Below are 23267 nucleotides of genomic sequence, written 5' to 3' on the forward strand. Positions count from 1 at the left end.
TTTAGATATCGGCGTAGACGTGCCGTTCCGCCTTCGCGCCGGGGTGCGTCACCGCGCCCTGCCATGCCGGGCCGACATTCTGGGCGTAGCGCCATAGCGCGCCGGCCTGATAATCGTTGACGCGCGGGGTCCAGGCGGCGCGGCGGTCGGCGAGGATGGCGTCGTCGACCAACAGGTCGATCGTGCCGGCTTCCGCATCGATGCTGATCCGGTCGCCGTTCTCGACCAGCGCGATCGGGCCGCCTTCGGCCGCTTCGGGGCCGACATGGCCGATGCAGAAGCCGCGGGTGCCGCCCGAGAAACGGCCATCGGTGATGAGCGCGACGCTTTCGCCCATGCCGAGGCCGTAGAGTGCGGCGGTGGTGGACAGCATCTCGCGCATGCCGGGGCCGCCCTTTGGCCCTTCGTAGCGGATGACGATCACCTCGCCCTCGACGATGGTGCGGTGTTCGACGGCGGCGAAGGCGTCTTCCTCGCAATCGAAAACGCGGGCGGGGCCTTCGAATTGCAGGCGGTGCATGCCGGCGACTTTCACGATCGCGCCGGCGGGGGCGAGGCTGCCGACGAGGCCGACGACGCCGCCGGTGGGGGTGATGGGGGTCGAGATGTCGTAGATGACCTTCTGGTCGGGATTCCAAGTCACACGGTCGATGTTCTCCGCCAGCGTGCGGCCGGTGACGGTCATGCAATCGCCGTGGAGCAGGCCGCCGGCCATCATCGTCTTCATCAACATGTACACGCCGCCGGCCTCGTACATGTCCTTGGCGACATAGCGGCCACCGGGCTTCAGGTCGGCGAGGTACGGCGTTTCCTTGAAAACGCGGGCGACGTCATGGAGGTCGAAGTCGATGCCGGCCTCGTTCGCCATCGCGGGCAAATGCAGCGCGGCGTTGGTGGAGCCGCCGGTGGCGGCAACGACGCGGGCGGCATTCTCGAACGCGTCGCGCGTGCAGATCATGCGGGGGCGGAGTTGCTGCTGGACCAGTTCCATCACCTGCGCGCCGGCGGCGATCGCGATCTGTTCGCGGCTGGTGTAAGGAGCGGGCACCATGTTGCTGTTCGGCAACGACAATCCGATCGCCTCACCGACGCAGGCCATGGTATTGGCGGTGAACTGGCCGCCGCAGGCGCCGTGGCCGGGGCACGCGACCTTTTCCAACTCATGGACCTCGGACAGCGGACAGGCGCCAGCGGCGTATCTGCCGACGACCTCGAACACGTCGACGACGGTCACGTCGCGGTTCTGGTAGCGGCCGGGGAGGATCGAGCCGCCATAGACGAAGATCGACGGCACATCGAGGCGGAGCATCGCCATCATCATGCCGGGCAGCGACTTGTCGCAGCCGGCAAAACCGACGAGCGCGTCGTAGCAGTGACCGCGCACGGAAAGTTCGACCGAGTCGGCGATGACTTCACGGCTGACCAGCGAGGATTTCATCCCCTGATGGCCCATCGCGATGCCATCGGTGACGGTGATCGTGTTGAAGCGACGGGGTAGGCCGCCGCCCTGGATCACGCCGGCCTGCGCGGCATCGGCCTGCACATCAAGCGTGGTGTTGCAGGGCGCGGAGTTGTTGCCGGCCGAGGCGAGCGCCACGAAGGGGCGCGCGATATCCTCTTCGCTGATGCCCATGGCATAGTAATAACTGCGATGCGGGGCGCGTTCCGGCCCGACGGAGACGTGGCGGCTCGGCAGGCGGGACTTGTCGAAGGTCTGGGTCATGGCGACAGCCTATGTCGCGACAGCCACATTCGACGCAAGCATCTTTCGCGCAACATTGCTGCGCGATCGACATCTGCGGCCCTCGATTAAAGCGCCGCGAGCGCCTTCGCCACGCCATCCATCGTGAAGGGCTTTTGCAGGACGGGCCGGTCGCGGAAGCGTTCATCGACGCTGTCGTCGCCGCCGCCGGTAGCGAATACGAAGGGCACGCCAGCCGCCGCCAACGCTTCGGCGACGGGGGTGCTCTTCTCACCGCCCCGCAGGTTGACGTCGAGGATCGCGGCGTCGATGCCGCCCTGGCCGACGCGTTCCAGTGCGGTGGCGACGCTGTCGGTGCTGCCGGCCACTCCCTGGTCGAGGATGTCGAGGAAATCCTCGAGCATCATGGCGATCAGGGGCTCGTCCTCGACGATCAGAATCTGCTTGGCTGCGGTCATCCGTTTCGTCTTTAGCGGGAGTTGTGACGCAAATGCAACGTCATGGCCGGGTCAGCACTTCGCGCGCGGCCTCTGCCAGTTGCTGGACCGAAAACGGCTTGGGCAGGAATGCGACATTGTCCAGGTCGATCGACCGGCGCAGTTGTTCCTCGGCATAGCCGGACATGAACAGAACCGGCAGGTCCGGATAGCGTTCGCGCACGTGGCGGACCATCGTCGGTCCATCCATCGTCGGCATCACCACGTCCGAAATCAACAGGTCCGGCCGGTCGCTTACGCGCAACAGTTCGAGTGCGACCTCACCATTTTCGGCGGTCCATACCGTGTAGCCCTGACGGGTCAAAGCGCGCTCGGCGACGGCGCGGACCATATCCTCGTCCTCGACCAGCAGGACGGTGCCCTGCCCCCATAATTCGCTGGGCTTTGGCGCGGGCTTGGGTGGGGCAGCCGGGCGCAGCGTTGCGGGATCGACGGTATGGACGGGCAGATACATGGTGAAGGTCGCACCCTGCCCCGGTTTCGAATCGGCAAAGATCCAGCCGCCCGATTGCTTCACGATGCCATAGACGGTGGACAGGCCGAGACCCGTTCCCTTGCCGGTTTCCTTCGTCGTGAAGAACGGCTCGAAAATCTTGGGCAGGATATCGGCCGGGATGCCGGTGCCGGTGTCGGTGACCGACAGCGCGGTGTAATCGGCCGCAGGCATGATATCCTGCTCCATCTCTCGCACCTCGGCGGGCGTAACGGCGCGGGTGTGGATGCTGAGCGTGCCGCCGCCCTGCGGATTGGCGGCGACGATCGCATCGCGGGCGTTGACCGCGAGGTTGACGACGACCTGTTCCAACTGGCCGGGATCGGCACGCACCGCACCCAGACCACGGCCGTGGCTGACGTCGAGCCGGACGGTTTCGCCCATCAGGCGTTTCAGGAGGTTCGATACCTCCGACACCACGTCGGGCAACTGCAGCACCTGAGGCCGCAGCGTCTGCTGGCGGGAGAAGGCGAGCAGCTGGCGGGTCAGGCTGGCGGCGCGGTTCGAATTGGTGCGGATTTGCTGGATATCGTCATAATCGCTGTCGCCGGGTGAATGGCGCATCAGCATCAGGTCGCAGTGACCGAGAATGGCGGTCAGGATGTTGTTGAAATCATGCGCGACGCCGCCGGCAAGCTGACCGACCGCCTGCATCTTGGTCGCCTGCGCCACCTCGCGCTTCAGGCGGGTCTCCTCGCTGTTGTTCTTCAGGCTGAGGAGGACGGCGGCATCGCCCAGCCCGCGCGCGCCGGCGATGGTGAGTGCGACGGGTTCGTCGGGGTGATCCTTCAGCCGCACGGCCATGTCGGTCGAATGCGTCGCGCCGGCGGCGAAGCGGCGGATCGCATCGGCGACCGCGGTCTTGTCCTCGCGCACCACCAGATCGCCGGGATAGAGCGGAACGTCCGTCGCCTCGACCCCCGCCGCGCGCAGGAAGGCGTCGTTCATCTGGAGGAAGCGCCCCTCGCGATCGACGAGCGCCATGCCGAACGGCATCAGGCTGACGAGCGAGCGGACATGCGCGGAGGCGGATGTGCCGGGGGCCGGCGTATCGTCGCGATCGTCGAGCAGGACGACCAGCATCGGCGCGTCCTGACCGTTGAGGAACGGCACCTGGATGAGGCGCAGCGGCGTTCCCTCCAGCCCCTCACGCTCGAACCGGATCAGGCCGCGGCTGTCGGTGATGAGCAGATCGACGAAATCGCGACCGTTGATCGAGCCGGGATGACCAAGCGCGCGATGTTCGAGCACCGCGTTGGCCGCCAGGACATGGCCGTGCGGGGTCATCAGCGCGGCCATGATCCCCGCCTCACCCAGCCGGTCACCGGTCGGGCCGCCGATCAGGAACCGTGCGGTCATCGCCAGATCGCGTTCCTCGGTCGGCGCGAAGCGCCAGACCAGCATGTCGGCCTCGTCACCGGCGCGGGTGATCGTGGCGGTCAGGGAGGCGTCCATCCCCTCCACCCGCTCGACTAGGGCGATGCCATCGCGCCACGCGACACGGGCGGCGGCGGCCAGCGCGGCGTTCGCCTCCTCATCCAGCGGCAGGCCGGGCGGCGTGGGAAAACCGTCGAACATCGCCTCATAGGCGTCGTTGGCGCAGATCAGGCGACCACCGCGATCGGTGACCGCCACCGCATCGGCGCTGGCGCCGGCGACGGCACGGGTGATGTTCCAGTCGATCGCGCGCGCGCCGTCGGCGGCGACGGGGGCGAGCAGGCGCCAGGCGACGACCGCGCCGATGACGACGATCGCGGCGGCGACGAACCCGGCAGCGGCGATCCAGCTGTCGGCGACGACCAGCACCAGCGCCGCCGCGACTAGACCGACGCCGAGCGCAATGGCCGCAGCGGCGCGGGCGGGCGATGATCGGGGCGCTAGCGAAGCCATGGCGTGTCTTCGGGCCGTGTGCCGCGCGTCGTCAAGCAAGTTGACTAGACGCGGGTGGATTGGGGCGGGTCCCCGTCAACGGCCATGAAGGGCCGCGACGGGGACGGCGCGGGGCGCGTGCTTACCAGACCTTGATACGGTCGGCCGGCGCCAGATAGTATTTTTCGCCGGGCTTGACCGAGAAGGCGGTGTACCAAGGATCGAGGTTGCGAACGACATAGGCGCGCCAGTTGCCGGGCGTGTGGGGATCGGTGGTCAACTGCTGGCGGATCGCCGCCTCGCGCGCCTTGGTCTGCCAGACCTGACCGAAGCCCATGAAGAATCGCTGGTCGCCGGTATATCCCTCGATCACCTTCGCGGGCTTGCCGTTCAGCGAGATCCTGTACGCATCATAGGCGACGGTGGCACCGGCCAGATCGGCCATGTTCTCACCCAGCGTCAGCTCGCCGTTCACGTGCATGCCGGGTACCGGCTCGTACGCACCGTACTGGGCGACGACCTTGTCGGTGTACGCCTTGAAACGGGTCACGTCCTGCGGCGTCCACCATTCGGCGAAATTGCCCTGCGGATCGAACTTGCGGCCCTGATCGTCGAAGTGATGGCTGAGTTCGTGGCCGATGACCGCACCGATCGCGCCATAGTTCACCGCCGGATCGGCGTTGGGATCGAAGAACGGCGGTTGCAGGATCGCGGCCGGGAACACGACCTCGTTCATGGTCGGGTTGGCATAGGCGTTGACCGTCTGCGGCGTCATGAACCACTCGCTGCGATCGACGGGCTTGCCGATCTTGGCGAGCTGGCGGTTGTACTCGAACTCGGCGACGCGATCGGCGTTGCCCAGCACGTCGCCGCGCACGACCTGAAGTGCGGAATAATCGCGCCACTTGTCGGGGTAGCCGATCTTCGGCGTGAAGGCGGCCAGCTTGGCGCGGGCCTTCACCTTCGTTTCGGGCGCCATCCATTCCAGCTTCGACAGGCGGACATCCATCGCGGCGATCAGGTTCCTGACCAGCACGTCCATCTTCGCCTTGGATTCGGGCGGGAAGTAACGCTGGACATAAATCTGGCCGACCGCCTCACCCAGGCTGCCGTTGACCAGGTCGACGCCGCGCTTCCACCGCTCCTTCAACTGCGGCGTGCCCGACAGGGTGGTGCCGTAGAACGCGAAATTCTCGTTCACGAACGGGCTCGACAGCTTGGACGCCGCTTCGGAAATGGTGTGGTAGGCAAGATATTCGCGCCACGTCGACATCGGCGTGGCGGCGGCGATCTTGGCGGTGCCGGCGAGCGCCGATGGCTGGGTGACGATCACCTGCGGCCGGGCGGACAGTCCTTGCGCGGCGAGCAAAGCCGGCCAGTCGAAGCCCGGCATTCGCGTCGCCAGTTCGGCGGTGGGGACGGGGTTGTACGCCTTTTCCACCTGACGCTGTTCGGCGCGGGTCCAGTGGACGGTCGCGATCTGCTTTTCCAGATCGTAGATGCGCTTGGCAGCACCCTCGGGATCGGGCTGGCCGGCGAGACGCAGCATCGTGGCGATGTGCGTCACGTACTTCGTCCGCGCCTCGATGAACTTCGGATTGTCGACGAGGTAGTAATCGCGGTCCGGCAAGCCCAGACCACCCTGCCCGGCATAGACCGTGTAGACGGTGTTGTCCTTCAGGTCCTGTTGCACGGAAAGGCCGATCGGCACGTCCATGCCGTGGCGAGTCGCCTCGCCGAACGCGGTGGCGAGGTCTTTCGGCGTCTTCACCAGCGCGATCCTGTCGAGATAGGGCTTCAGCGGGGCGGCGCCCTTCGCCTCGATCGCGGCGGCGTCCATGAAGCTGGCATAGGTGGTGCCGATCTTGTCGCCGATGCTGCCGGGCGCGTTCTGGGCCTTGGCGGCATCTTCGATCACGATGCGGGTGCGCTGGTCGGACAGGTCGCGCAGGATGCCGAAGCCGCCCCAGCTGGACTTGTCGGCGGGGATTTCGGTCTTGTCCTGCCACTTGCCATTGACGAAACGGTAGAAGTCGTCGCCCGGCTTCACGCTCCTGTCCATGTTGGCGAGCTCGACGCCGAAATCGCCGAGCTTCGGCTTGCCGGCGGTGGTGTCAGCCGTGGCAGCCGGCGTTGCGGTCTGCGGGGCAGAACCTGCCAGGGCGGCGGTCGACGCGGCGGAGGCGAGCAGGAGGGCGGCGAACAGGCGCTGATGCATCGATGATCCTTGGGAAAGGTCCTGGGATAGATGCCGCGTGTTGTACTCCGCTGAAACGCCTCGTCAATTAACGTTGTGATGATGCCGCGTGCGCCACTTGCGGGCGATCCACAGCCGCCAGCCGAGCGTGGAGAGCGCATAACCGACCGCCGCCGCCACGACCGCGATGACGACCAGACCGGTGATCGTCGCCGGCCCTGCTTTCCACAGCCATTGCAGCCAGTTGGTGGCGGCATCGGCCACCGGCTGGGCGACGACGGGGGCGTCGAGGCGCAGCATCCAGGTGCCGATCCAATAGGCAGCGACGAGGATGAAGGGCGTGGTCAGCGGATTGGTGACGAACGTCGTCAGCGCGGCGACCGGCACGTTGGCGCGGAACGGCAGCGCGAAGACGGCGGCGATGGCGATCTGCGCGACCGGGAACAGCACGCCCGCCACCATGCCGAGCGCGACGCCGCGCGGCACCGAGCGGCGGGTGAAGCGCCACAGTTCGGGCGCCAGCACGCGGTGGGCGACGGGGCGGAGCATCCGGCTCCGCTCCATCGACTCGCGGGTCGGCAGGTTGCGGCGGCACCACGCAGCGCTGCGGTGCCAGACGCCGGGAGCGGTCGATGCCATCAGCCGCGATCGCGGAGCACGCGCCCGGCCTCGCGCTTCCACTCGCGTTCCTTGATGTGTTCGCGCTTGTCGTGGTCCTTGCGGCCCTTCGCCAGCGCCAGTTCGACCTTCGCGCGGCCCTGAGAGTTGAAATAGACCGACAGCGGCACGAGCGTCATGCCCTGTCGGGCGACGGCGCCGTGCATCTTGTTGATCTCGCGTTCGTGCAGCAGCAGCTTGCGCGGGCGTTTCGCCTCGTGATTGAAGCGGTTGCCGTGGCTGAATTCGGGGACGTTGGCGTTGACCAGCCAGACCTCCTTGCCCTTCACCTCGGCATAGCTTTCCGCGATCGATCCTTCGCCGAAGCGCAGGCTCTTCACCTCCGTACCGGTCAGCGCGATCCCCGCCTCGTAGACGGTATCGATCGAATATTCGAACCGCGCGCGACGGTTCTCGGCGACGATCTTCTTCTTGTCGAAGGCGACGGGTTTGGGGCGGGGCATGTGGGGTGCGATGTAGGCGGCCGATACGCCGTTGGGAAGCGGCGGACGCCGAGTGGGCGTAAAGTGACGACCGTTAGAGCAAGTGGCCGGGGCGGAAGGTCTCGAAAGTCACACCTGACATGCGCGCGATCGGGCGCGGGCGCACGCATGCGCGATATTATACGGGCGATGGGAAAGAGCGGGAGTTCGTTGGGGTTAGCCGAGGTCTTGTCCTGTAGGACAGGGTTTTCTTTGGGAGGGATGTTTACGAGGAGACGCGGAGACGCGGAGAAGAATGGGTTCGCGCAGATGCGCGGAGGACGCTGAGAGTTGCGTTCGGTGAGATGTTTTCTCTTTTTCAGAACCTTGGAATTGGTCTGCCGGATCGCTCCGGTGCGTTTCTTCTCTGCGTTCTCTGCGCCTCTGCGCGAACATTCTTCTTCGGCGCAACTCAATCGTCGCTCCTAGATCAATCCGGCGTGCGCCAGTGCGGCATCGACCAGCGTGCGCGAGGCGTCGTTGGCGGGGGTCATCGGCAGGCGGAGATGTGGGGGGAAGCCGGGGCGGATGCGGGTCATGGCGTATTTTACGGGGCCGGGCGAGGCGTCGGTGAACATCGCGTCATGGAGCGGATAGAGGCGGTCGTGCAGGCCAAGCGCGGTCGCCATGTCGCCGGCCGCACATGCTGCCTGAAAATCGGCGCACAGGCGCGGCGCGGCGTTGGCGGTGACGGAGATGCAGCCGGTGCCGCCCATCGCGTTATAGGCGAGCGCGAGGTCGTCGTTGCCCGACAGCTGGACGAAGTCCGGCCCTAACGCGGCGCGATGCTGGGACACGCGGCCGAGCGCGCCCGACGCGTCCTTGATGCCGACGAACACCTGCGGAAACGCCTGCACGATGCGGATGACGGTGGCGGGCTGGATATCGGTGACGGTGCGGCCCGGCACGTTGTAGAGGACGATCGGCAACGGCGCGTCGGCGGCCAGCGCCTCGAAATGGCGGAAGATGCCTTCCTGCGAGGGGCGGTTGTAATAGGGCGGCACCATCAGCGCGGCGTCGGCGCCGGCGTCTTTGGCGGCGCGCAGATTGGCGGTGGCGACGCGGGTGTCGTTTGAGCCGGCGCCGGCGATGACGGGCACCCGCCCCCGCGCCTGATCGACGCAGACGCGGACGACGTGGAAATGTTCGTCATAGCTGAGCGTCGCGGCCTCACCCGTGGTGCCACAGGCGACCAGCGCGGCCGATCCTTCCGCGATCTGCCATTCGACAAAATCGCGGAACACCGCCTCGTCGAAATCACCGGCCGCGTCGAACGGGGTCACGAGCGCGGGAATCGAACCGGAAAACATGGGTGCAGGCGTCCTTTTGGGCAGCTTGGGTGCATTTCGTTCAGGACAGATACGGGTGCGATGCGTAATCTGTCCACATGATCGCACCGATGAAATCAGGGATGCTGCTGGCGATGCTGGCCGGCACCGCCGCGCTGTCCCAATCCACACCCCCCTATTCCACCCAGTCGCAGGACGCGATCGACCGCGCCCAGACCGAGGCCGCCAATCGCGGCGCGGCGACTGCGACCGCCACCACCGGCCGCCCCGCCGCCCCGGCGATGGTGGCCCCCAGCAATCCTGCGATCGCATCGGCGCTGGCGCAGTGGCGTGCCCTGCAACAGACGGACGCGTTGCCGTTCGACAGCTATGCCAATTTCGTGATCGCGCATCCCGGGTGGCCGGGCGAGACGGCGAACCGGCGCGCGGCGGAGCGGCAGGCGGGACTGGGCACCGGATCGCCGGGGAATGTCGCGGCGTTCTTTCGCAAATATCCGCCGCTGACGGCGACGGGCATGGTGGCACAGGCCCGCGCGTTGCTGGCGGCGGGCGACCGGGCGGGGGCCGATGCGGCGGCACGGGCGGCGTGGCGGATGGGGTCGCTGTCGACGACCGACGAGAGCGCGGTACTAACCAGCTTTCCCGGCGCGCTGACGCCCGCCGATCAGGACGCGCGCATGGATGCGCTGTTGTGGCAGGGGCAGACGACGCTGGCGATGCGGCAATTGCCGCTGGTCAGCGCGGCGAAGCGGCCGGTGTTCGAGGCGCGGCTGGCATTCCGGACGAAGGCGGCCAATGCCGCCGAACTGTCGGCGGCGACGCAGGCGCTGTACGCGAACGACCCCGGTTATATCGCGGATCGCGCGACGTGGCTGCGCGATACGCTGAGCCCCAGTGCGCGGACCTGGCTGGCGCAGACGCGGATGCTGGCGAGCCGGCCGGGCCATGTCGAGAAATGGTACGAGGTGCTGCTGGTCAACGCGCGCGGCGCGGCGGCGGACGGGCAATATCAGGTCGCATACGACATCGCGCGGCAGATCGACGATGCCTATCCGGTCGGCACCGACGTTTCGACCAAGCCGTATGGCGAGCGGGACGATTACACCTCGCTGGCGTGGCTGGCGGGACAGACGGCGCTGAAGCAGTTGAACCGGCCCGCCGATGCGATGACGATGTTCGATCGTTATGGCCGTGGCAGTCAGGCGCCGCAGACGCGGGCCAAGGGTTTCTACTGGGCCGGACGGGCGGCGGAAGCGGCCGGCATGGCCGAGCAGGCGACGGCGTTCTATGCGCGGGCGGCGGGGTATCGCGACCAATATTATGGGCAACTGGCGCTGGAGCGGACGGGTCGTCCCCTCGCCGCCCCGCCGGCGATCGCGGCGCCGACCATCGACCCCGCGATCCGCGCCGCCTTTACCAATCGAGAGACGGTGCAGGCGGCGCGTTTTCTGGGGCAGATCGGCCAGTGGCAGGACCAGACCGCCTTCGTCCGCCAGATCGCGGCGGATGCGACCAGCCCGACGGATCATCTGCTGGCGGACGAGCTGTCGCGGCAGATCGGCCGCCCTGACCTAGCGGTGATGGTTGGGCGCAGCGCGATGCAGAACGGGCTGACCGATTATTCGGCGGCGGGCTTCCCCGTCGTGCCGGTGCCGGCGGGGTATGAGGGCAATTGGACGCTGATCCATGCGATCGCGCGGCAGGAGAGCCAGTTCGACCGGGCGGCGGTCAGCGGCGCGGGCGCGCGTGGCCTGATGCAGTTGATGCCGGCCACCGCGCGCGAACAGGGCGGCAAGATCGGCCTGAGCTTCACGCCCGAGCAATTGTCGAGCGATCCGTTCATCTCGATCATGCTGGGATCGAGTTATTTCCAGCGCGTCTATGCCAATTACAACAGCTTCCCGCTGGCGGTGGCGGCATACAATGCCGGTGGCGGCAACGTGAACAAGTGGCTGCGCCAGTTCGGCGATCCGCGCACCGGCGCGATCGACATGGTCGATTGGGTCGAGCTGATCCCGTATGGCGAAACGCGCAATTACGTGCAGCGGGTGCTGGAGAATGCGGTCGTGTACGACCTGATGAACCCCACGCGGGCGAAGAGCCAGGGCGCGGCGCGGCTGTCCTGGTATCTCGGCAAGTCGCGGCCGGGCTGATGGAGCCGCGGCCCAATTACATCACGCCGGCCGGCTATGCGACGCTGCGCGCGGAATATGAGCGGTTGTTCGGCACCGAACGCCCGGCGCTGGTCGAAACGATCAGCTGGGCGGCGGGCAATGGCGACCGATCAGAGAATGGCGATTACATCTATGGCCGCAAGCGGCTGCGCGAGATCGACCGGCGGCTGGGCTGGCTGTCGAAGCGGATGAAGGCGGCCAAGGTCGTCGATCCCGCCCGGCAGGAGGACCGCGCGCGGGCGTGGTTCGGCGCCAGCGTGACGATCGCGGACGAGGACGATCAGGAGCGCACGCTGACGCTGGTCGGGGACGACGAGGCGGATGCGGGTGCCGGGCGGATCGGGTGGAGCGCGCCGCTGGCCCGTGCCCTGCGCGGCAGTGCGGTCGGCGACCTGCGCCGGGTGACGCTGCCCGCCGGCGAGAAGGAATATGAGGTTGTGGCGGTCGCCTATCCGGCGGCGTGAGGAACACCGCCCTGCCCGCATCGGTTGACGGTCGAAGGAGACACGAGGATGACGGAGCACCCACGCGATATTCCGGCCCGCGAGGCCGAGGACGAGGCGATCATCAGGGCGGCGCTGCGCGAGACGGGTCTGGATGCGATCGCGGGTGGTATGGGCGGCAGTCTTCAGGCCGAACTTGCGTTGCAGGCCGAACTGCGCGACGCGAACGATGACGACGAGGCTGAGCCGGACGCAATCGTGACGCGGTGACGGGGAGAGGCTTGCGGGCGGAGGGCGGCTCGGCGAGAAGGCGCGATGGATTACACCCCCACCCGTAACGTCGCGCTGCTGATCGACGCCGACAATGCCTCCGCCGCGACGCTGGACCCGGTGCTGACCGTGCTGGCGGAGCTGGGGACGGTCAACGTGCGGCGGGTGTACGGCAACTGGTCGAAACCTGGCCTGAAGGGCTGGCGCGACATGACCGTGAAGCACGGCATCGAGCCGCAGCAGCAGTTCGACCTGACCAAGGGCAAGAACGCCACCGACATGAAAATGACGATCGACGCCATGGACCTGTTGTTCCGCGGCAAGATCGAGGGGTTCGGCATCATGTCGTCGGATTCGGACTTCATGCCGCTGGCGATGCGCATCCGGCAGGAAGGCATCCCGGTGTACGGCTTCGGCACCAGCCGGACGCCCGAGGCCTTTCGACAGGCCTGCACCCGCTTCATCGATGTCGGCGCGCTGAGGACGGCGGATGCGGGGACGAAACGGCCGGTGGTGGCGACCGACGTGCCGATTTCCGATTCACTGCCGCCGGCGATCGGTGCCGCGCCGGCCGCGGCGTCGGCCACGGGCGCACGGCCGGTGGCGGCGAAAGCGGGTGGGTCGGTCGATCCCGAACTGCTGCAATTGCTGATCGACGCCTATGATTCGGTGCGTCGTGACGAGCGGGGGTTCGTCAGCCTGTCGGCGATGGGCCAGTTGGCCGCCAACCGATCGAGCTTCGACGTGCGTAATTTCGGCTATCGCCGGCTGGTCGATCTGGTCGCCGCCGTACCGAACTTTCAAATTGAGCTGCGCGACAATGGCCGGTCCTATGTCAGACGGGTACGCTGAATACCGCGCACCGGACCGACTTGTTATCGGACGGTTTCGATCGGGGCGTTCGTATCGGGCAGCGCCGGCATCTGGGCCGAATGCGCACCGACCACCGCCGCACCGGCCGCGATCAGCACGATGAATGCAGCAAGTCTACCGGTACGTTGGCGGGGCATCACACTCTCCAGACATTGAAAAGCCTCTGCCGGGCCTGTTACCCGCGCCGATATCGATTGTTACAGAATTAATCCAGCGTTAATCTGCTGCAACTCGTCGATTTTTAGTGGATCAGGTACGTGGGTCGGCGGTCACCGTGACGCGCGTACCCGGGCCTGCGTCGTCGAATTCGATCTCGCCACGCAACTGCCGGACGAGGCTGGCGATCATGCGCATGCCGAGGCTGGTGCGCGATGCGGTCTTCACGTCGAACCCGGCCGGCAAGCCGGCGCCGTTATCGATGACGGTGATCTCGATCCCCGGATCGGTCGCGGCGATCCGGACGGTGATGGTGCCGCCCTCTTCGCCATACGCATATTTGATCGCGTTGGTGACGAGTTCGGTGACGAGCAGGCCGATCGGGATCGCCGAATCGGCGCTGAGTTCCAGCCCGATGATCTCGCAGACGATGTCGTGACAAGGCGATTGCTCGCCGAGTTGCGTCACGATGCCGCAGACCAGGTCGTCGAGCCGGACGATGCCCACCTTGTCGCCGCGCCATAGCTGGTCATGCGCCTGTGCGATCGCGGTGATCCGTGCCTGCGCATCGCCGAGCAGGCGGGTGATGCGGGGATCGTCGTCCTCCTGCATCTGGAGATTCAGCATCGCCGACACCAAAGCGAGGCTGTTCTTGACGCGGTGGCTCGCCTCGCGCGTCAACAGTTCCTGATGCAGCAGAGCGTCGTTCAGGCGCGCCTCGGTCTGCTGGCGTTCGATCGCGACGCCGATCAGATTGGCGAACCCTTGCATGAAGGCGAGATCGGCGGCCTCGAACTTCCCCTCGTCGGGGCTGTCGACCTCCAGCACGCCGAACCGGTCGCCGCCGGCATGGACCAGCACGTTGATCGCACGGCGGATCTGGTGGTCGGCCATGAAGGCGGGAGTGCGGAACCGCGTCTCGTTTTCGAGATGGTTCGAGATGACCGGCTCGCCCGTCTGATAGGCGAAGCCGGCGGGCGAGCCGATATCGGCACGCATCTCGATTTGCCCGACGACGCCGACCCGCCAGCCGACGCCGTTGCGGACGAGCAGCTTGTCACGATCGGGGCAGCCTTCGAGGAACTTGCAGTACCGCGATTGCATCCCGTCGGCGCATAGCTCGACGGCGCGCTGCAACAGCGGATCGAGATCGCGCGCGCGCAGCGCCTCGATCCCGAAATCCGCCAGCACGGACTGTTGGCGCAGGCGATATTCGAGTTCGCCAGCGCCGGGCCGCATGCCGGACGGCGTGTCGCCGCCGGGAGATTCCTCGACCACCGCCACGCCGTCAGCGCGTCAGCTTCTTGTACGCCAGACGGGTCGGGCGATCGGCGGCGTCGCCGAGACGACGGCGCTTGTCTTCCTCATAGCTTTCGTAATTGCCCTCGAACCATTCGACATGGCTGTCGCCCTCGAACGCCAGGATGTGCGTGCAGAGGCGATCGAGGAAGAAGCGATCGTGGCTGATGACCACGGCGCAACCCGCGAACGTCTCCAGCGCCTCTTCCAGCGCGCGCAGCGTCTCGACGTCGAGATCGTTGGTCGGTTCGTCGAGCAGGAGGACGTTGCCACCCTCCTTCAGCATCTTGGCCATGTGAACGCGGTTACGCTCACCGCCCGACAGCTGGCCCACCTTCTTCTGCTGGTCCTGCCCGCGGAAGTTGAAGGCGCCGACATAGGCGCGCGTGCCCATCTCCTGCTTGCCGAAGCGGAAGATCTCCAGCTCGTCGGAGATTTCCTGCCAGACGTTCTTGTTGGGATCGAGATCGTCGCGGCTCTGGTCGACGTAACCCAGCTTGACGGTCGAGCCGACCTCGATCGTGCCCTCGTCAGGGGTTTCCTGACCGGTGATGAGCTTGAACAGCGTCGACTTGCCGGCGCCGTTGGGGCCGATGACGCCGACGATGCCGCCCGGCGGAAGCGTGAAGTCGAGCCCGTCGAACAACAGCTTGTCGCCATAGGACTTGGTCAGGCCCTTGGCCTCGATCACCTTGCCGCCGAGGCGCGAGGGGAGCTGGATCAGGATCGCGGCCTTGCCGGCGACGCGGTTCTCCTGCTTCTCCATCAGCTCGTCGAAGGCACGGATACGCGCCTTGGACTTGGTCTGGCGGGCCTTGGGGGTCTGGCGCATCCACGCCAGTTCGTCCTGGATCGCCTTTTGCTTGCCGGCTTCCTCGCGTTCTTCCTGTTCCAGCCGCTTGGACTTCTTTTCCAGATAGCCGGAATAGTTGGATTCGTAGGTGTAGTAACGGCCGCGATCGAGTTCGAGCACCCAGTTGACGACGTTGTCGAGAAAGTAGCGGTCGTGCGTCACGAGAATGACGTTGCCGGCATATTCCTTCAGGTAGTTCTCGAGCCACGACACCGATTCGGCGTCGAGATGGTTGGTCGGTTCGTCGAGCAGCAGGATGTCCGGCTTTTCGAGCAACAGCTTGCAGAGCGCCACGCGGCGCTTCTCACCACCCGACAGGTTGGCGACGCCGGAATCGCCCGGCGGGCAGCGCAGCGCTTCCATCGCCTGTTCGAGCTGGCTGTCGAGCGACCAGCCATCGACCGCATCGATCTTGGCCTGAAGGTCGCCCATTTCCTCCATCAGCGCGTCGAAATCGGTGTCGTCCTGCGGATCGCCCATTTCCGCCGAGATGGCGTTGAAACGATCGACGAGATCGGCGACCGGACGCACGCCGTCCTTGACGTTGCCCATCACGTCCTTGGTCGGATCGAGCTGCGGCTCCTGCGCCAGATAGCCGACCTTGATGCCCTCTGCGGCCCATGCCTCGCCGACGAAATCGGGGTCCATGCCGGCCATGATCTTCATCAGCGTCGACTTGCCCGACCCGTTGGGGCCGATGATCGCGATCTTCGCCGAGGGAATGAACTGCAGGTGGATGTTGTTCAGGACGGGCTTGTTCGCGCCGGGGAAGGTCTTGGTCAGACCCTTCATGACATAGGTGTACTGGACGGCCATCGGGGGCTCGCGCTCCATGCGTTGGAATGGCGGGAAAACTTCCACGCGCAAATAGCCGTGCCGGGGCCGGAACGCAAACGACGGCGTCTTGGTCGGCCACTGCCGGGTTGTGCGGCAGCGGCAATCCGCCCTACCCCTGTCTCATAGCAATGTAACACACCATCCAAGGGGAACGATATGAAGCGCCTCGCCCTCATGCTGCTGGCCAGCGCCGCACCCGCCGCCGCGCAACAGGCGGCACCCGCCGCCCGGTCCCGCACCGCACCGCCGGCCGTCGCGGTCGATCCGAAGGTCGCCGCCCTGCGCGACAAGGCGCTGGGCGACGACGTGGCCTATGCCATCACCGAAGGGCTGACGACCGAGATCGGCCAGCGCGGCACGGGCGGATCGGACGCACAGGCGCGGGCGCGCGACTGGGGCGTGGCGAAGCTGAAGGCGCTGGGTTTCCGCAATGTGCGGATCGAGACCTATACCCTGCCCGATGTCTGGCAGCGGGGGGTGGAGACGGCCGAGGTCGTGGCCCCCTATCCGCAAGTCCTGCGACTGACCGCGTTAGGCAATTCGGGTGCGACGCCGGCCACGGGCCTGACCGCGCCGATCGTGTATTTCGCCAGTCTCGGCGACCTGATGGCGATGCCGGACGGCAGCCTGACCGGCAGGATCGCCTTCGTATCGAACGCGATGCAGCCGACGCAGGACGGATCGAGTTACGGCAGCAGCGGCGCCGCGCGGTTCGTGGGGCCGAACATCGCCGCGAAAAAGGGCGCCGCGGCGATCGTGATCCGGTCGATCGGCACCGATCATGGCCGCGGCCCCCATGCCGGGACGACGAATTTCGACGCGGGCGTCACGCCGATACCGGCCGCCGCGCTGTCGGTGGCGGATGCGGAGAATCTGGAGCGGATGGTGAAGCTGGGCAAGCCGGTGTCGCTGAAACTGACGCTGACGCCGCGCCTGATCGGCCCGCGCCAGTCGGGCAACGTCATCGCCGAGGTGCCGGGGACCGACAAGGATGCCGGTATCGTGCTGGTCGGCGGGCATCTCGACAGCTGGGAACTGGGCACGGGCGCGATCGACGATGCCAGCGGTCTGGGCATCACCACCGCCGCCGCCAAGCTGGTGATGGACGCCGGCCGCCCCCGCCGCACGATCCGCGTCGTCTGGTTCGGCGACGAGGAGATCGGCGGGTTCGGCGGTCAGGAATATGCCAAGGCCCATGCCGGTGAACGCCACGCCAGCGCCAGCGAAAGCGATTTCGGTGCCGACCGGGTGTGGCGTGTGGAAACCGCCCTGCCCGACAGCGCCAGGGGTGTCGGCGACCGATTGGCCGCGGCCCTTGCCCCGCTTGGAATCGTGCGCGGATCGGGTGTCGGCGGTGACGGGACCGACATCGGCCCGGTCATCCGCACCGGCGTGGCCGGAATCGACCTCAACCAATCGGGCCTGCGCTATTTCGACGTCCACCATACGCCGGAGGACACGCTGGACCGCGTCGATCCGGAACAATTGCGCCAGAACGTAGCGGCTTGGACGACGATGCTGGCGATCGTGGCCAATGCGCCGGAGGATATCGGGCCCGTCGCGCGGCAGCCATGAGTGTCATCATCTCGTCGCAACATTGCTGTTTGATGAATTTTCCGCGTTGACCGCCTCCGTCCGTCCGCTATGCACGCCGCTTCGCGACGGCAATCAGGTCGGACGCGATTTTTTCTATGCTTGGGAGCATTCGAATGAAGAAGATCGCCTTTGTTCTCGCTGCCGCCGGCCTGATGTCCGTGGCCGCCTGCTCGAAGTCGCCGGAAGCGGCTGCTGTTGAAAACAATGCCGAGATGATGGCGGATAACCTGGAAGTCCAGGCCGACAACCTCGAAGATCTGGCCGACAACTCCTCGAACGTCGCCGCTTCGGCCGCGCTCGAGAACGCATCGGACAACCTCGAAGCAGCTGCGGACAACGTCCGTGACGCCGCTGACGAGAAGATCGACAACATGAAGTAATCGCCGGTCGGGCTTCATGCCCGATCGACCGTTACTCGGGAAAAGGGTGCTTGCCATGCGGCAGGCACCCTTTTTCTTTTCGGCGGACTGCGCTAGGCGACGTTCGCGTGGGCCTGTAGCTCAACGGTTAGAGCTGGCCGCTCATAACGGCTAGGTTGCGGGTTCGATTCCTGCCGGGCCCACCACTTTTACCACATAGACCACGCCGCGACGCTTGCGCACGGCGCATTACCCCTCTACCGCCACCATCGTCGGGGAGTGGCGCAGGCTGGTAGCGCACCTGGTTTGGGACCAGGGGGTCGCAGGTTCGAATCCTGTCTCCCCGACCATAGATCCGCCATTTTGTGGCGGTGGCGGACAAGCGGTTTACCCACCGGTTTCAGGTCATAGCCCTTCCGCCTTCGCAATCCTCTCTGCAATCGCAGTTACGACGCGCGAATTATCGGCATAGCGTCGGCGGATTGAAGCGATATCCGACGTGTCCCAGTATCCCAGCCGACGATATCGGCGATCTCCTGATCGGTCGGCCCTGCCACGCAGCACCGGGTAACGACGGTTCTTCGCAAGTCGTGAGGGTGCTTGTTGATCCCCGACACGATCTTGGCATCGTTGAACCGGCTGCCGAACCTCATTGCGGTCCAAACATGCCACCGGGTGTTTGACAGCACTGTCTCCGCCAGGGGGATTCGCTTGCGCTCGTCATGCGGGATCCTGACCTTGCGGTTGCGCTTGGACGGGATCACCGCTTCAGCGTTCATAGCTGCGATCTGGTGGCGCACGTCATTGCCATCATAGGCCTTGTCCGCAATCAGGATGGGCTGTCAGTGCCTTCATCATCGCAAATGCATGATCGTTGGGATAGCACCCGGGAAAGCCGATCAATTGAATACGCGGATCGTCGAATGACTGGACCACCCGACGCGCCACGTGGTGTGCACATTCCACGAGGTATATGACAAGGATCGCATTTCTGAGGCCCTTGCGGCCATTGGGGCGCAGCCACGCGTTTATCATGCCCGATCCCCAGCGGCATCACGCAGATGTGCGGACATATAGTCGCTCTTCATGTGAGCAGGTATATCCACTCACCAAGTCCTGCATCGGCAGTCATCGATCCGACCGCTATCCCATATTTCATGACCCTATCCCAGACCTTCGGCGGAATCAGCGCCAGTTTGTGGCCAGCGGCACGCGAACGGGAACCACAAATTCTCGTCGGTCCGTTGCAATGGTCTCACCGGCCTAGTTACTGCGGCAACAGACGACAACATTGTCCGTCGGCGTCAGTTGAATGACGGTCGTCGTCATCGGGCGGCTGTCGGCACGGGCGCATCGCGTCGAATCAGGTTTTGCTCGCGCAACTCATTCCAGAAATCGTCGGGTATCTGTTCGCGGTATAACGTCATCGTCTGCTTGACCCGGTCGGCGCTGGCGAGGCCGGGAATGACGCTGGCTACCTGGTGGTTTGCCAGGACGAAATGCAAGGCAGCAGCCGGTAGGCTGACGCCGTACCGATCAGCGACATCCTCGATCTGACGGACGCGCGACACGACATGTTCAGGTGCTATCCCATAATCGTAGTGAAGCACCCCGCCGCCCCTGGTCCCCACGGCCAGGATGCCGCTATTGTACGGCCCGCCGATCACGATCGACGTATCGCTGGCGGCCAAAGCGGGGAACAGTTCGTCGAGCGCATCCTGTTCAAGAAGCGTGTAGCGACCAGCCAGCAATATGACGTCCAGATGGGTTTCACGCATAGCATCCAAACAGACGTCGACCTCGTTCACGCCGAGACCGAACGCCTTGATCGCCCCCTCGTCGCGCAAACGCTCGAGCGCCCTGAACCCTCCGCCCGTGGTCAACTGCTCCCAATAGTGCGACGCGCGAGAGGCATGGGTCCGCTGTCCGATGTCATGGACGTACAAGATGTCGACATGATCCAGACCCAGCCGCTGCAGGCTATGGTCGTGGCTCCGCAGAATGCCGTCACCCGTATAGTCATACGTCATTCGAAACGGCATCGGCGATCGGAAACCGTCTCGCTCCCGGTCATCGATTACGGTAGGGTCGGGCTGCATCAATCGGCCCACCTTGGTGGAGACGACGATGTCCGATTGTAGCCGCAGGGCATCTCCGGTGCGCCGTTCCGACAGGCCGCGGCCATAATGCGGTGCCGTATCGACATAGCCGATCCCGGCGTCGATCGCCATGTCGAGAGCAGCCCGTGCTACCCCGTCGCTAATCGGGGTAAACAGATTGCCCAGCGTCGCAGCCCCGAAGCCGAGTTCGGTGACGAGGAGATCGGTTGTGCCTAACCGACGTAGTGGAATGGTCGTCATGACATGACTTTCGTCGAGCCCGCATCAGAACGGGTGCAGGCGATCGCGACAATGAACACGACGGCAAAGCATACCGCCGGCGCCAGGATTGCCGTCGAAATGCCGACTCGGTCCGAAACCCATCCGGTCAAGGCAGTGACCCCTGCCCCGCCGATGATCGCCATGATGACCAGGGACGAACCCAAACAACGAAGCGGTTCCAGCCCTTCCACCGCAAGCGCGAAAATCTTAGGGAACTGGTAGCCATAGTACCGCAGGACGGCCGATGCCGGAATGGCAAGGATAAGATATCCTAAATGGACAACTTGTCCGACGAAGCCGGTACCAAGATCCGATAGGGATAACGTCTTTCGAAAAAGGAAGATCATAATATCGTTCGGATTATTTGCCGTTTCCCACAAGAAAAAGAGGGACACGATGATAATCAGATCAGGCCAATCATTGCGATCACCAGTGCCAGAGGAATCGGCGATACTTTCATGAGTGATGCTGGGAGCTGCGTGCATCAGGCGCCCCTTTCGGCATCGCTGACAAAAGCCAACGAGACCGGGAACGGCTGAAATGGCCTGAAATCGCGGAAGTCGTCTCTATCCAGGCTGACCATCGAAGCGCCTCTCGCAATCGTATTATTTTATCGGTAAAAGTTATTTCGCATCCGCACATTCGGCAAGGTAAATCGGGCGGGGTTATCGATCGGCTAGTCCGGTTGCGACCGGGTATGTCCGAGCCGATCCGAAATCCGTGCCGCCGCTTCGCCAAGCCGCAGCCGAGCCGCCGTGGCATCGAGTTTTTGAGAGCCGTCGATCAATTCCAGGAATGGGATCGTCAGGGCGGCCATCAGTCCGCCGTCGAAGCCGAAGATGGGATAACTCATATCAGTCACGCCGAAGGTGACCGGGCTTCGGCGCACGTCGAACCCTTCAGTGCGTACCCTTTTGAGGCGTAGTTGAAGTGCCGCCACATCAACCGGCGGCTGCCGATCACGCAGCAGCCTGTCGATCAACGATTCTGCCTTGTCGGGTGGCGACATCGCCAGCAGGATATGTCCGGAGCAGCTGTTCAACAGGTCGATGCTGGCGCCCAGGCGCAGCGCGAAGCCGCGGGTGGCCGGATTCTCCTCGCGGGCCACGATCATACCCTGCGTACCGCTGATGACGACCAGATGGCAGGACTGTTCGATATCCTGCGCCAACGCCCGCATTTCCGGTAGGGCCGCCTCCACGACATTCTGCGCAGGCGTCGCGCTGAATGCGAGGTCCAGCAGCTTATATGCCACCGAATAGCGATCGGTGACCGGCGATTTCTGAAGATAGCCGTGGCGCTCCATCACGATAACGATGCGGAACAATTCCCCCACCGACCGGTCGAGGACGGCGGACATCTCGCTGATCGTGGCGCCGCTGTTCTGCTTGGAAAGCAGTTCCAGAATTTCAAATGCCTTTTCAAGGGCCGGAGCGGCATAGCTTCCCTTGGGACCTTCTCGCGTCATATCTTCTCCCGTCGAAGCATCGACGGTAACGGTTGCGTCATATCAGAACAATCGCGCGGCGGATCAACATGGACCATCAGGCATGGCCCCTCAGAACGTCGCGATCGCCTTCAAGACATGATCGGCGCCGGCGATCAGTTCGGGGATCCGCTTGGGAAGCTCGTCTGCATCCACACTATGGGTGTGAAGGGCGTCGGTATCGATATCGCCGTTTCTGATCGCCGCGATCACCCGGTCAAAGTCGGTAGAAAGCGCATTCCGACTGGCGATCAGTGTAGTCTCGCGTTTGTGGAACTCGGGATCGGCAAATACCAGGTCGCCCTTGACGACGCTGATCAGGACATAACTTCCGCCCTGGGCTACATAACTCAAGCCGGCACACATCGCCTCGATATTGCCGGTCGCATCAAAGACGCAGTCATAGAGGTCGCCGTCGGTCCGCTCCGCAAGCGTCCGATATATCGCCTCATCGACCAGCACGGTGTCCTCGAAGCGCAGTCTTTTACGAGCATATTCCAGGCGCGCAGCGCGGGTATCAATGAGTGTCACCGCCGCGCCGTCCAGCCGCGCGAACAGGGCAGCGGCGATACCGATCGGGCCAGCACCAACGACGAGCACGCGATCGCCCGAGCATAAGCCACCACGTTTGACCGCATGAGCCCCGATCGCGAGGAATTCGACCATCGCCGCCTGCGACAGTGAGAGGCCAGTCGCATCGACCACTGCCGATTGTCTGACGACGATGCGATCCTGCATTCCGCCGTCGATATGAACTCCCAATACCGCAATACGTGCACAGCAATTGGGTTTGCCCCTGCGACAGGCCACGCAGGTGCCGCACGAAAGATAGGGGTTGATCGTGACCACCTGACCCTGCCGCAATGGCGAGCCAGTCGGTGCAACTAGAACCTCACCCGCGAGCTCGTGGCCCATGACGCGGGGATAGCTTAGGAAAGGCTGGTTGCCGGTGAAGATATGATAATCGGTGCCACAGAGCCCGACCCGCCGGATGCGGATTTCAACTTCGTCGTCTGCCCGGATCGGAGGCGCGCCGTGGGTTATATCAAGGGACAGCGGTTCTCGGCATGTGACGACCCGCATTTCCAGCTCCCCCCTTCCTTCTGCTTCGGTATATTCCATATATGAAAGACATTTTTTTCATATGCAACGTCTTGGATTTGCTGATTGCACAATTTCGTTGTTATCACTCAACCAATGCCGTCAGAGTTTAACATATCCCCTTGTTATTATTGCATTAAAAGTTCTGATTCCTGACATCACGACGATCCATTTTTCGGAAATATACCAGTACACCATGCTATTGACATTCTCTTATCAGCGAACGTATTTTTTCATATAAGCAAATATGGAG

22 protein-coding genes and 2 tRNA genes are annotated in these 23267 nt (G+C 64.6%); 8 read left to right on the forward strand and 16 right to left on the reverse strand.

Going from position 1 to position 23267, the window contains the following annotated elements:
* Position 1 precedes the first annotated feature (1 nt).
* The 7 genes from ilvD to dapA all read right to left on the reverse strand — a co-directional run bounded on the left by ilvD (position 2) and on the right by dapA (position 9207).
* On the reverse strand, positions 2-1723 hold the full coding sequence (gene ilvD, locus JAO74_RS04545) for a dihydroxy-acid dehydratase (protein WP_199035596.1): 1722 nt from the start codon (positions 1721-1723) through the stop codon (positions 2-4).
* Positions 1724-1809: 86 nt separating this feature from the next.
* Positions 1810-2160 (reverse strand): response regulator, encoded by a 351-nt coding sequence (locus JAO74_RS04550; RefSeq protein WP_199035598.1) that lies wholly within the window; start codon positions 2158-2160, stop codon positions 1810-1812.
* 40 nt (positions 2161-2200) lie between these two features.
* Positions 2201-4582 carry a hybrid sensor histidine kinase/response regulator gene (locus JAO74_RS04555; RefSeq protein ID WP_199035600.1) on the reverse strand — a complete coding sequence of 794 codons (2382 nt, stop codon included), beginning with the start codon at positions 4580-4582 and terminating at the stop codon, positions 2201-2203.
* A gap of 121 nt (positions 4583-4703) precedes the next feature.
* The gene (locus JAO74_RS04560) at positions 4704-6779 is read right to left on the reverse strand and encodes a M13 family metallopeptidase (protein ID WP_199035602.1); all 2076 of its coding nucleotides are present in this window, start codon (positions 6777-6779) and stop codon (positions 4704-4706) included.
* 63 nt (positions 6780-6842) lie between these two features.
* Positions 6843-7397: a DUF2062 domain-containing protein gene (locus JAO74_RS04565; protein WP_199035604.1), complete on the reverse strand. Its 555-nt coding sequence runs from the start codon at positions 7395-7397 to the stop codon at positions 6843-6845.
* A complete protein-coding gene (gene smpB, locus JAO74_RS04570; protein ID WP_056527587.1) occupies positions 7397-7879 on the reverse strand; it encodes an SsrA-binding protein SmpB in 483 nt (160 codons plus the stop codon). The genes JAO74_RS04565 and smpB overlap by 1 nt, the downstream gene beginning before the upstream one ends.
* A 443-nt stretch (positions 7880-8322) precedes the next feature.
* Positions 8323-9207: a 4-hydroxy-tetrahydrodipicolinate synthase gene (gene dapA / locus JAO74_RS04575; RefSeq protein WP_199035606.1), complete on the reverse strand. Its 885-nt coding sequence runs from the start codon at positions 9205-9207 to the stop codon at positions 8323-8325.
* Between the two features lie 89 nt (positions 9208-9296).
* Between dapA and JAO74_RS04580 the strand changes: the two genes are divergently transcribed.
* The 4 genes from JAO74_RS04580 to JAO74_RS04595 are packed head-to-tail and all read left to right on the forward strand — an operon-like array spanning position 9297 to position 12925.
* Positions 9297-11339 (forward strand): lytic transglycosylase domain-containing protein, encoded by a 2043-nt coding sequence (locus tag JAO74_RS04580; protein ID WP_233150667.1) that lies wholly within the window; start codon positions 9297-9299, stop codon positions 11337-11339.
* On the forward strand, positions 11339-11824 hold the full coding sequence (gene greB / locus JAO74_RS04585) for a transcription elongation factor GreB (protein WP_199035610.1): 486 nt from the start codon (positions 11339-11341) through the stop codon (positions 11822-11824). The genes JAO74_RS04580 and greB overlap by 1 nt, the downstream gene beginning before the upstream one ends.
* Positions 11825-11872: 48 nt before the next feature.
* Positions 11873-12073 (forward strand): hypothetical protein, encoded by a 201-nt coding sequence (locus tag JAO74_RS04590; RefSeq protein ID WP_199035612.1) that lies wholly within the window; start codon positions 11873-11875, stop codon positions 12071-12073.
* 45 nt (positions 12074-12118) lie between these two features.
* Entirely contained in the window at positions 12119-12925 is an 807-nt protein-coding gene (locus tag JAO74_RS04595) for an NYN domain-containing protein (RefSeq protein WP_199035614.1), read from the forward strand.
* Positions 12926-12948: 23 nt separating this feature from the next.
* Here JAO74_RS04595 and JAO74_RS19025 read toward each other — a convergent pair whose 3' ends face one another.
* The 3 genes from JAO74_RS19025 to ettA all read right to left on the reverse strand — a co-directional run bounded on the left by JAO74_RS19025 (position 12949) and on the right by ettA (position 16070).
* Positions 12949-13083: a hypothetical protein gene (locus JAO74_RS19025; RefSeq protein WP_269845923.1), complete on the reverse strand. Its 135-nt coding sequence runs from the start codon at positions 13081-13083 to the stop codon at positions 12949-12951.
* A 112-nt stretch (positions 13084-13195) separates the two neighbouring features.
* Positions 13196-14380, reverse strand: coding sequence for a sensor histidine kinase (locus JAO74_RS04600; RefSeq protein WP_332908729.1), 1185 nt, complete (start codon positions 14378-14380; stop codon positions 13196-13198).
* A 10-nt stretch (positions 14381-14390) separates the two neighbouring features.
* The gene (gene ettA, locus JAO74_RS04605) at positions 14391-16070 is read right to left on the reverse strand and encodes an energy-dependent translational throttle protein EttA (protein WP_199036076.1); all 1680 of its coding nucleotides are present in this window, start codon (positions 16068-16070) and stop codon (positions 14391-14393) included.
* Between the two features lie 177 nt (positions 16071-16247).
* Between ettA and JAO74_RS04610 the strand changes: the two genes are divergently transcribed.
* The 4 genes from JAO74_RS04610 (at position 16248) to JAO74_RS04625 (ending at position 18396) form a co-directional block, all read left to right on the forward strand.
* On the forward strand, positions 16248-17666 hold the full coding sequence (locus JAO74_RS04610; protein WP_199035616.1) for a M28 family peptidase: 1419 nt from the start codon (positions 16248-16250) through the stop codon (positions 17664-17666).
* A 134-nt stretch (positions 17667-17800) separates the two neighbouring features.
* Positions 17801-18067, forward strand: a complete 267-nt coding sequence (locus JAO74_RS04615; protein WP_056527567.1) for a hypothetical protein — start codon at positions 17801-17803, stop codon at positions 18065-18067.
* Positions 18068-18176: 109 nt separating this feature from the next.
* Positions 18177-18252 (forward strand) — tRNA-Ile (locus tag JAO74_RS04620).
* A 67-nt stretch (positions 18253-18319) separates the two neighbouring features.
* Positions 18320-18396, forward strand: a tRNA-Pro gene (locus JAO74_RS04625).
* Positions 18397-18492: 96 nt separating this feature from the next.
* On the opposite strand, the gene JAO74_RS19235 is transcribed toward JAO74_RS04625, so the two are convergent.
* The 6 genes from JAO74_RS19235 to JAO74_RS04655 all read right to left on the reverse strand — a co-directional run bounded on the left by JAO74_RS19235 (position 18493) and on the right by JAO74_RS04655 (position 22996).
* The gene (locus tag JAO74_RS19235) at positions 18493-18825 is read right to left on the reverse strand and encodes a site-specific integrase (protein WP_416194282.1); all 333 of its coding nucleotides are present in this window, start codon (positions 18823-18825) and stop codon (positions 18493-18495) included.
* Between the two features lie 31 nt (positions 18826-18856).
* On the reverse strand, positions 18857-19081 hold the full coding sequence (locus tag JAO74_RS04635; RefSeq protein ID WP_199035620.1) for a UxaA family hydrolase: 225 nt from the start codon (positions 19079-19081) through the stop codon (positions 18857-18859).
* A gap of 290 nt (positions 19082-19371) precedes the next feature.
* Positions 19372-20406, reverse strand: coding sequence for an aldo/keto reductase (locus JAO74_RS04640; protein WP_199035621.1), 1035 nt, complete (start codon positions 20404-20406; stop codon positions 19372-19374).
* The gene (locus JAO74_RS04645) at positions 20403-20912 is read right to left on the reverse strand and encodes a hypothetical protein (protein ID WP_199035623.1); all 510 of its coding nucleotides are present in this window, start codon (positions 20910-20912) and stop codon (positions 20403-20405) included. The genes JAO74_RS04640 and JAO74_RS04645 overlap by 4 nt, the downstream gene beginning before the upstream one ends.
* Positions 20913-21103: 191 nt before the next feature.
* The gene (locus tag JAO74_RS04650; protein WP_199035625.1) at positions 21104-21895 is read right to left on the reverse strand and encodes an IclR family transcriptional regulator; all 792 of its coding nucleotides are present in this window, start codon (positions 21893-21895) and stop codon (positions 21104-21106) included.
* A gap of 90 nt (positions 21896-21985) precedes the next feature.
* The gene (locus tag JAO74_RS04655) at positions 21986-22996 is read right to left on the reverse strand and encodes a zinc-binding alcohol dehydrogenase family protein (RefSeq protein ID WP_199035631.1); all 1011 of its coding nucleotides are present in this window, start codon (positions 22994-22996) and stop codon (positions 21986-21988) included.
* Between the last annotated feature and the right edge of the window lie 271 nt (positions 22997-23267).

This window comes from Sphingomonas mollis (assembly GCF_016427505.1).
Taxonomy (GTDB): Bacteria; Pseudomonadota; Alphaproteobacteria; order Sphingomonadales; family Sphingomonadaceae; genus Sphingomonas; species Sphingomonas mollis.

What these genes read in the sequence shown, in the direction of transcription:
- ilvD (WP_199035596.1), bottom strand. Translation starts at nt 1,723, where the DNA reads ATGACCCAGACCTTCGACAAGTCCCGCCTGCCGAGCCGCCACGTCTCC.
- JAO74_RS04550 (WP_199035598.1), bottom strand. Translation starts at nt 2,160, where the DNA reads ATGACCGCAGCCAAGCAGATTCTGATCGTCGAGGACGAGCCCCTGATC.
- JAO74_RS04555 (WP_199035600.1), bottom strand. Translation starts at nt 4,582, where the DNA reads ATGGCTTCGCTAGCGCCCCGATCATCGCCCGCCCGCGCCGCTGCGGCC.
- JAO74_RS04560 (WP_199035602.1), bottom strand. Translation starts at nt 6,779, where the DNA reads ATGCATCAGCGCCTGTTCGCCGCCCTCCTGCTCGCCTCCGCCGCGTCG.
- JAO74_RS04565 (WP_199035604.1), bottom strand. Translation starts at nt 7,397, where the DNA reads ATGGCATCGACCGCTCCCGGCGTCTGGCACCGCAGCGCTGCGTGGTGC.
- smpB (WP_056527587.1), bottom strand. Translation starts at nt 7,879, where the DNA reads ATGCCCCGCCCCAAACCCGTCGCCTTCGACAAGAAGAAGATCGTCGCC.
- dapA (WP_199035606.1), bottom strand. Translation starts at nt 9,207, where the DNA reads ATGTTTTCCGGTTCGATTCCCGCGCTCGTGACCCCGTTCGACGCGGCC.
- JAO74_RS04580 (WP_233150667.1), top strand. Translation starts at nt 9,297, where the DNA reads ATGAAATCAGGGATGCTGCTGGCGATGCTGGCCGGCACCGCCGCGCTG.
- greB (WP_199035610.1), top strand. Translation starts at nt 11,339, where the DNA reads ATGGAGCCGCGGCCCAATTACATCACGCCGGCCGGCTATGCGACGCTG.
- JAO74_RS04590 (WP_199035612.1), top strand. Translation starts at nt 11,873, where the DNA reads ATGACGGAGCACCCACGCGATATTCCGGCCCGCGAGGCCGAGGACGAG.
- JAO74_RS04595 (WP_199035614.1), top strand. Translation starts at nt 12,119, where the DNA reads ATGGATTACACCCCCACCCGTAACGTCGCGCTGCTGATCGACGCCGAC.
- JAO74_RS19025 (WP_269845923.1), bottom strand. Translation starts at nt 13,083, where the DNA reads ATGCCCCGCCAACGTACCGGTAGACTTGCTGCATTCATCGTGCTGATC.
- ettA (WP_199036076.1), bottom strand. Translation starts at nt 16,070, where the DNA reads ATGGCCGTCCAGTACACCTATGTCATGAAGGGTCTGACCAAGACCTTC.
- JAO74_RS04610 (WP_199035616.1), top strand. Translation starts at nt 16,248, where the DNA reads ATGAAGCGCCTCGCCCTCATGCTGCTGGCCAGCGCCGCACCCGCCGCC.
- JAO74_RS04615 (WP_056527567.1), top strand. Translation starts at nt 17,801, where the DNA reads ATGAAGAAGATCGCCTTTGTTCTCGCTGCCGCCGGCCTGATGTCCGTG.
- JAO74_RS19235 (WP_416194282.1), bottom strand. Translation starts at nt 18,825, where the DNA reads ATGAACGCTGAAGCGGTGATCCCGTCCAAGCGCAACCGCAAGGTCAGG.
- JAO74_RS04635 (WP_199035620.1), bottom strand. Translation starts at nt 19,081, where the DNA reads ATGATAAACGCGTGGCTGCGCCCCAATGGCCGCAAGGGCCTCAGAAAT.
- JAO74_RS04640 (WP_199035621.1), bottom strand. Translation starts at nt 20,406, where the DNA reads ATGACGACCATTCCACTACGTCGGTTAGGCACAACCGATCTCCTCGTC.
- JAO74_RS04645 (WP_199035623.1), bottom strand. Translation starts at nt 20,912, where the DNA reads ATGCACGCAGCTCCCAGCATCACTCATGAAAGTATCGCCGATTCCTCT.
- JAO74_RS04650 (WP_199035625.1), bottom strand. Translation starts at nt 21,895, where the DNA reads ATGACGCGAGAAGGTCCCAAGGGAAGCTATGCCGCTCCGGCCCTTGAA.
- JAO74_RS04655 (WP_199035631.1), bottom strand. Translation starts at nt 22,996, where the DNA reads ATGCGGGTCGTCACATGCCGAGAACCGCTGTCCCTTGATATAACCCAC.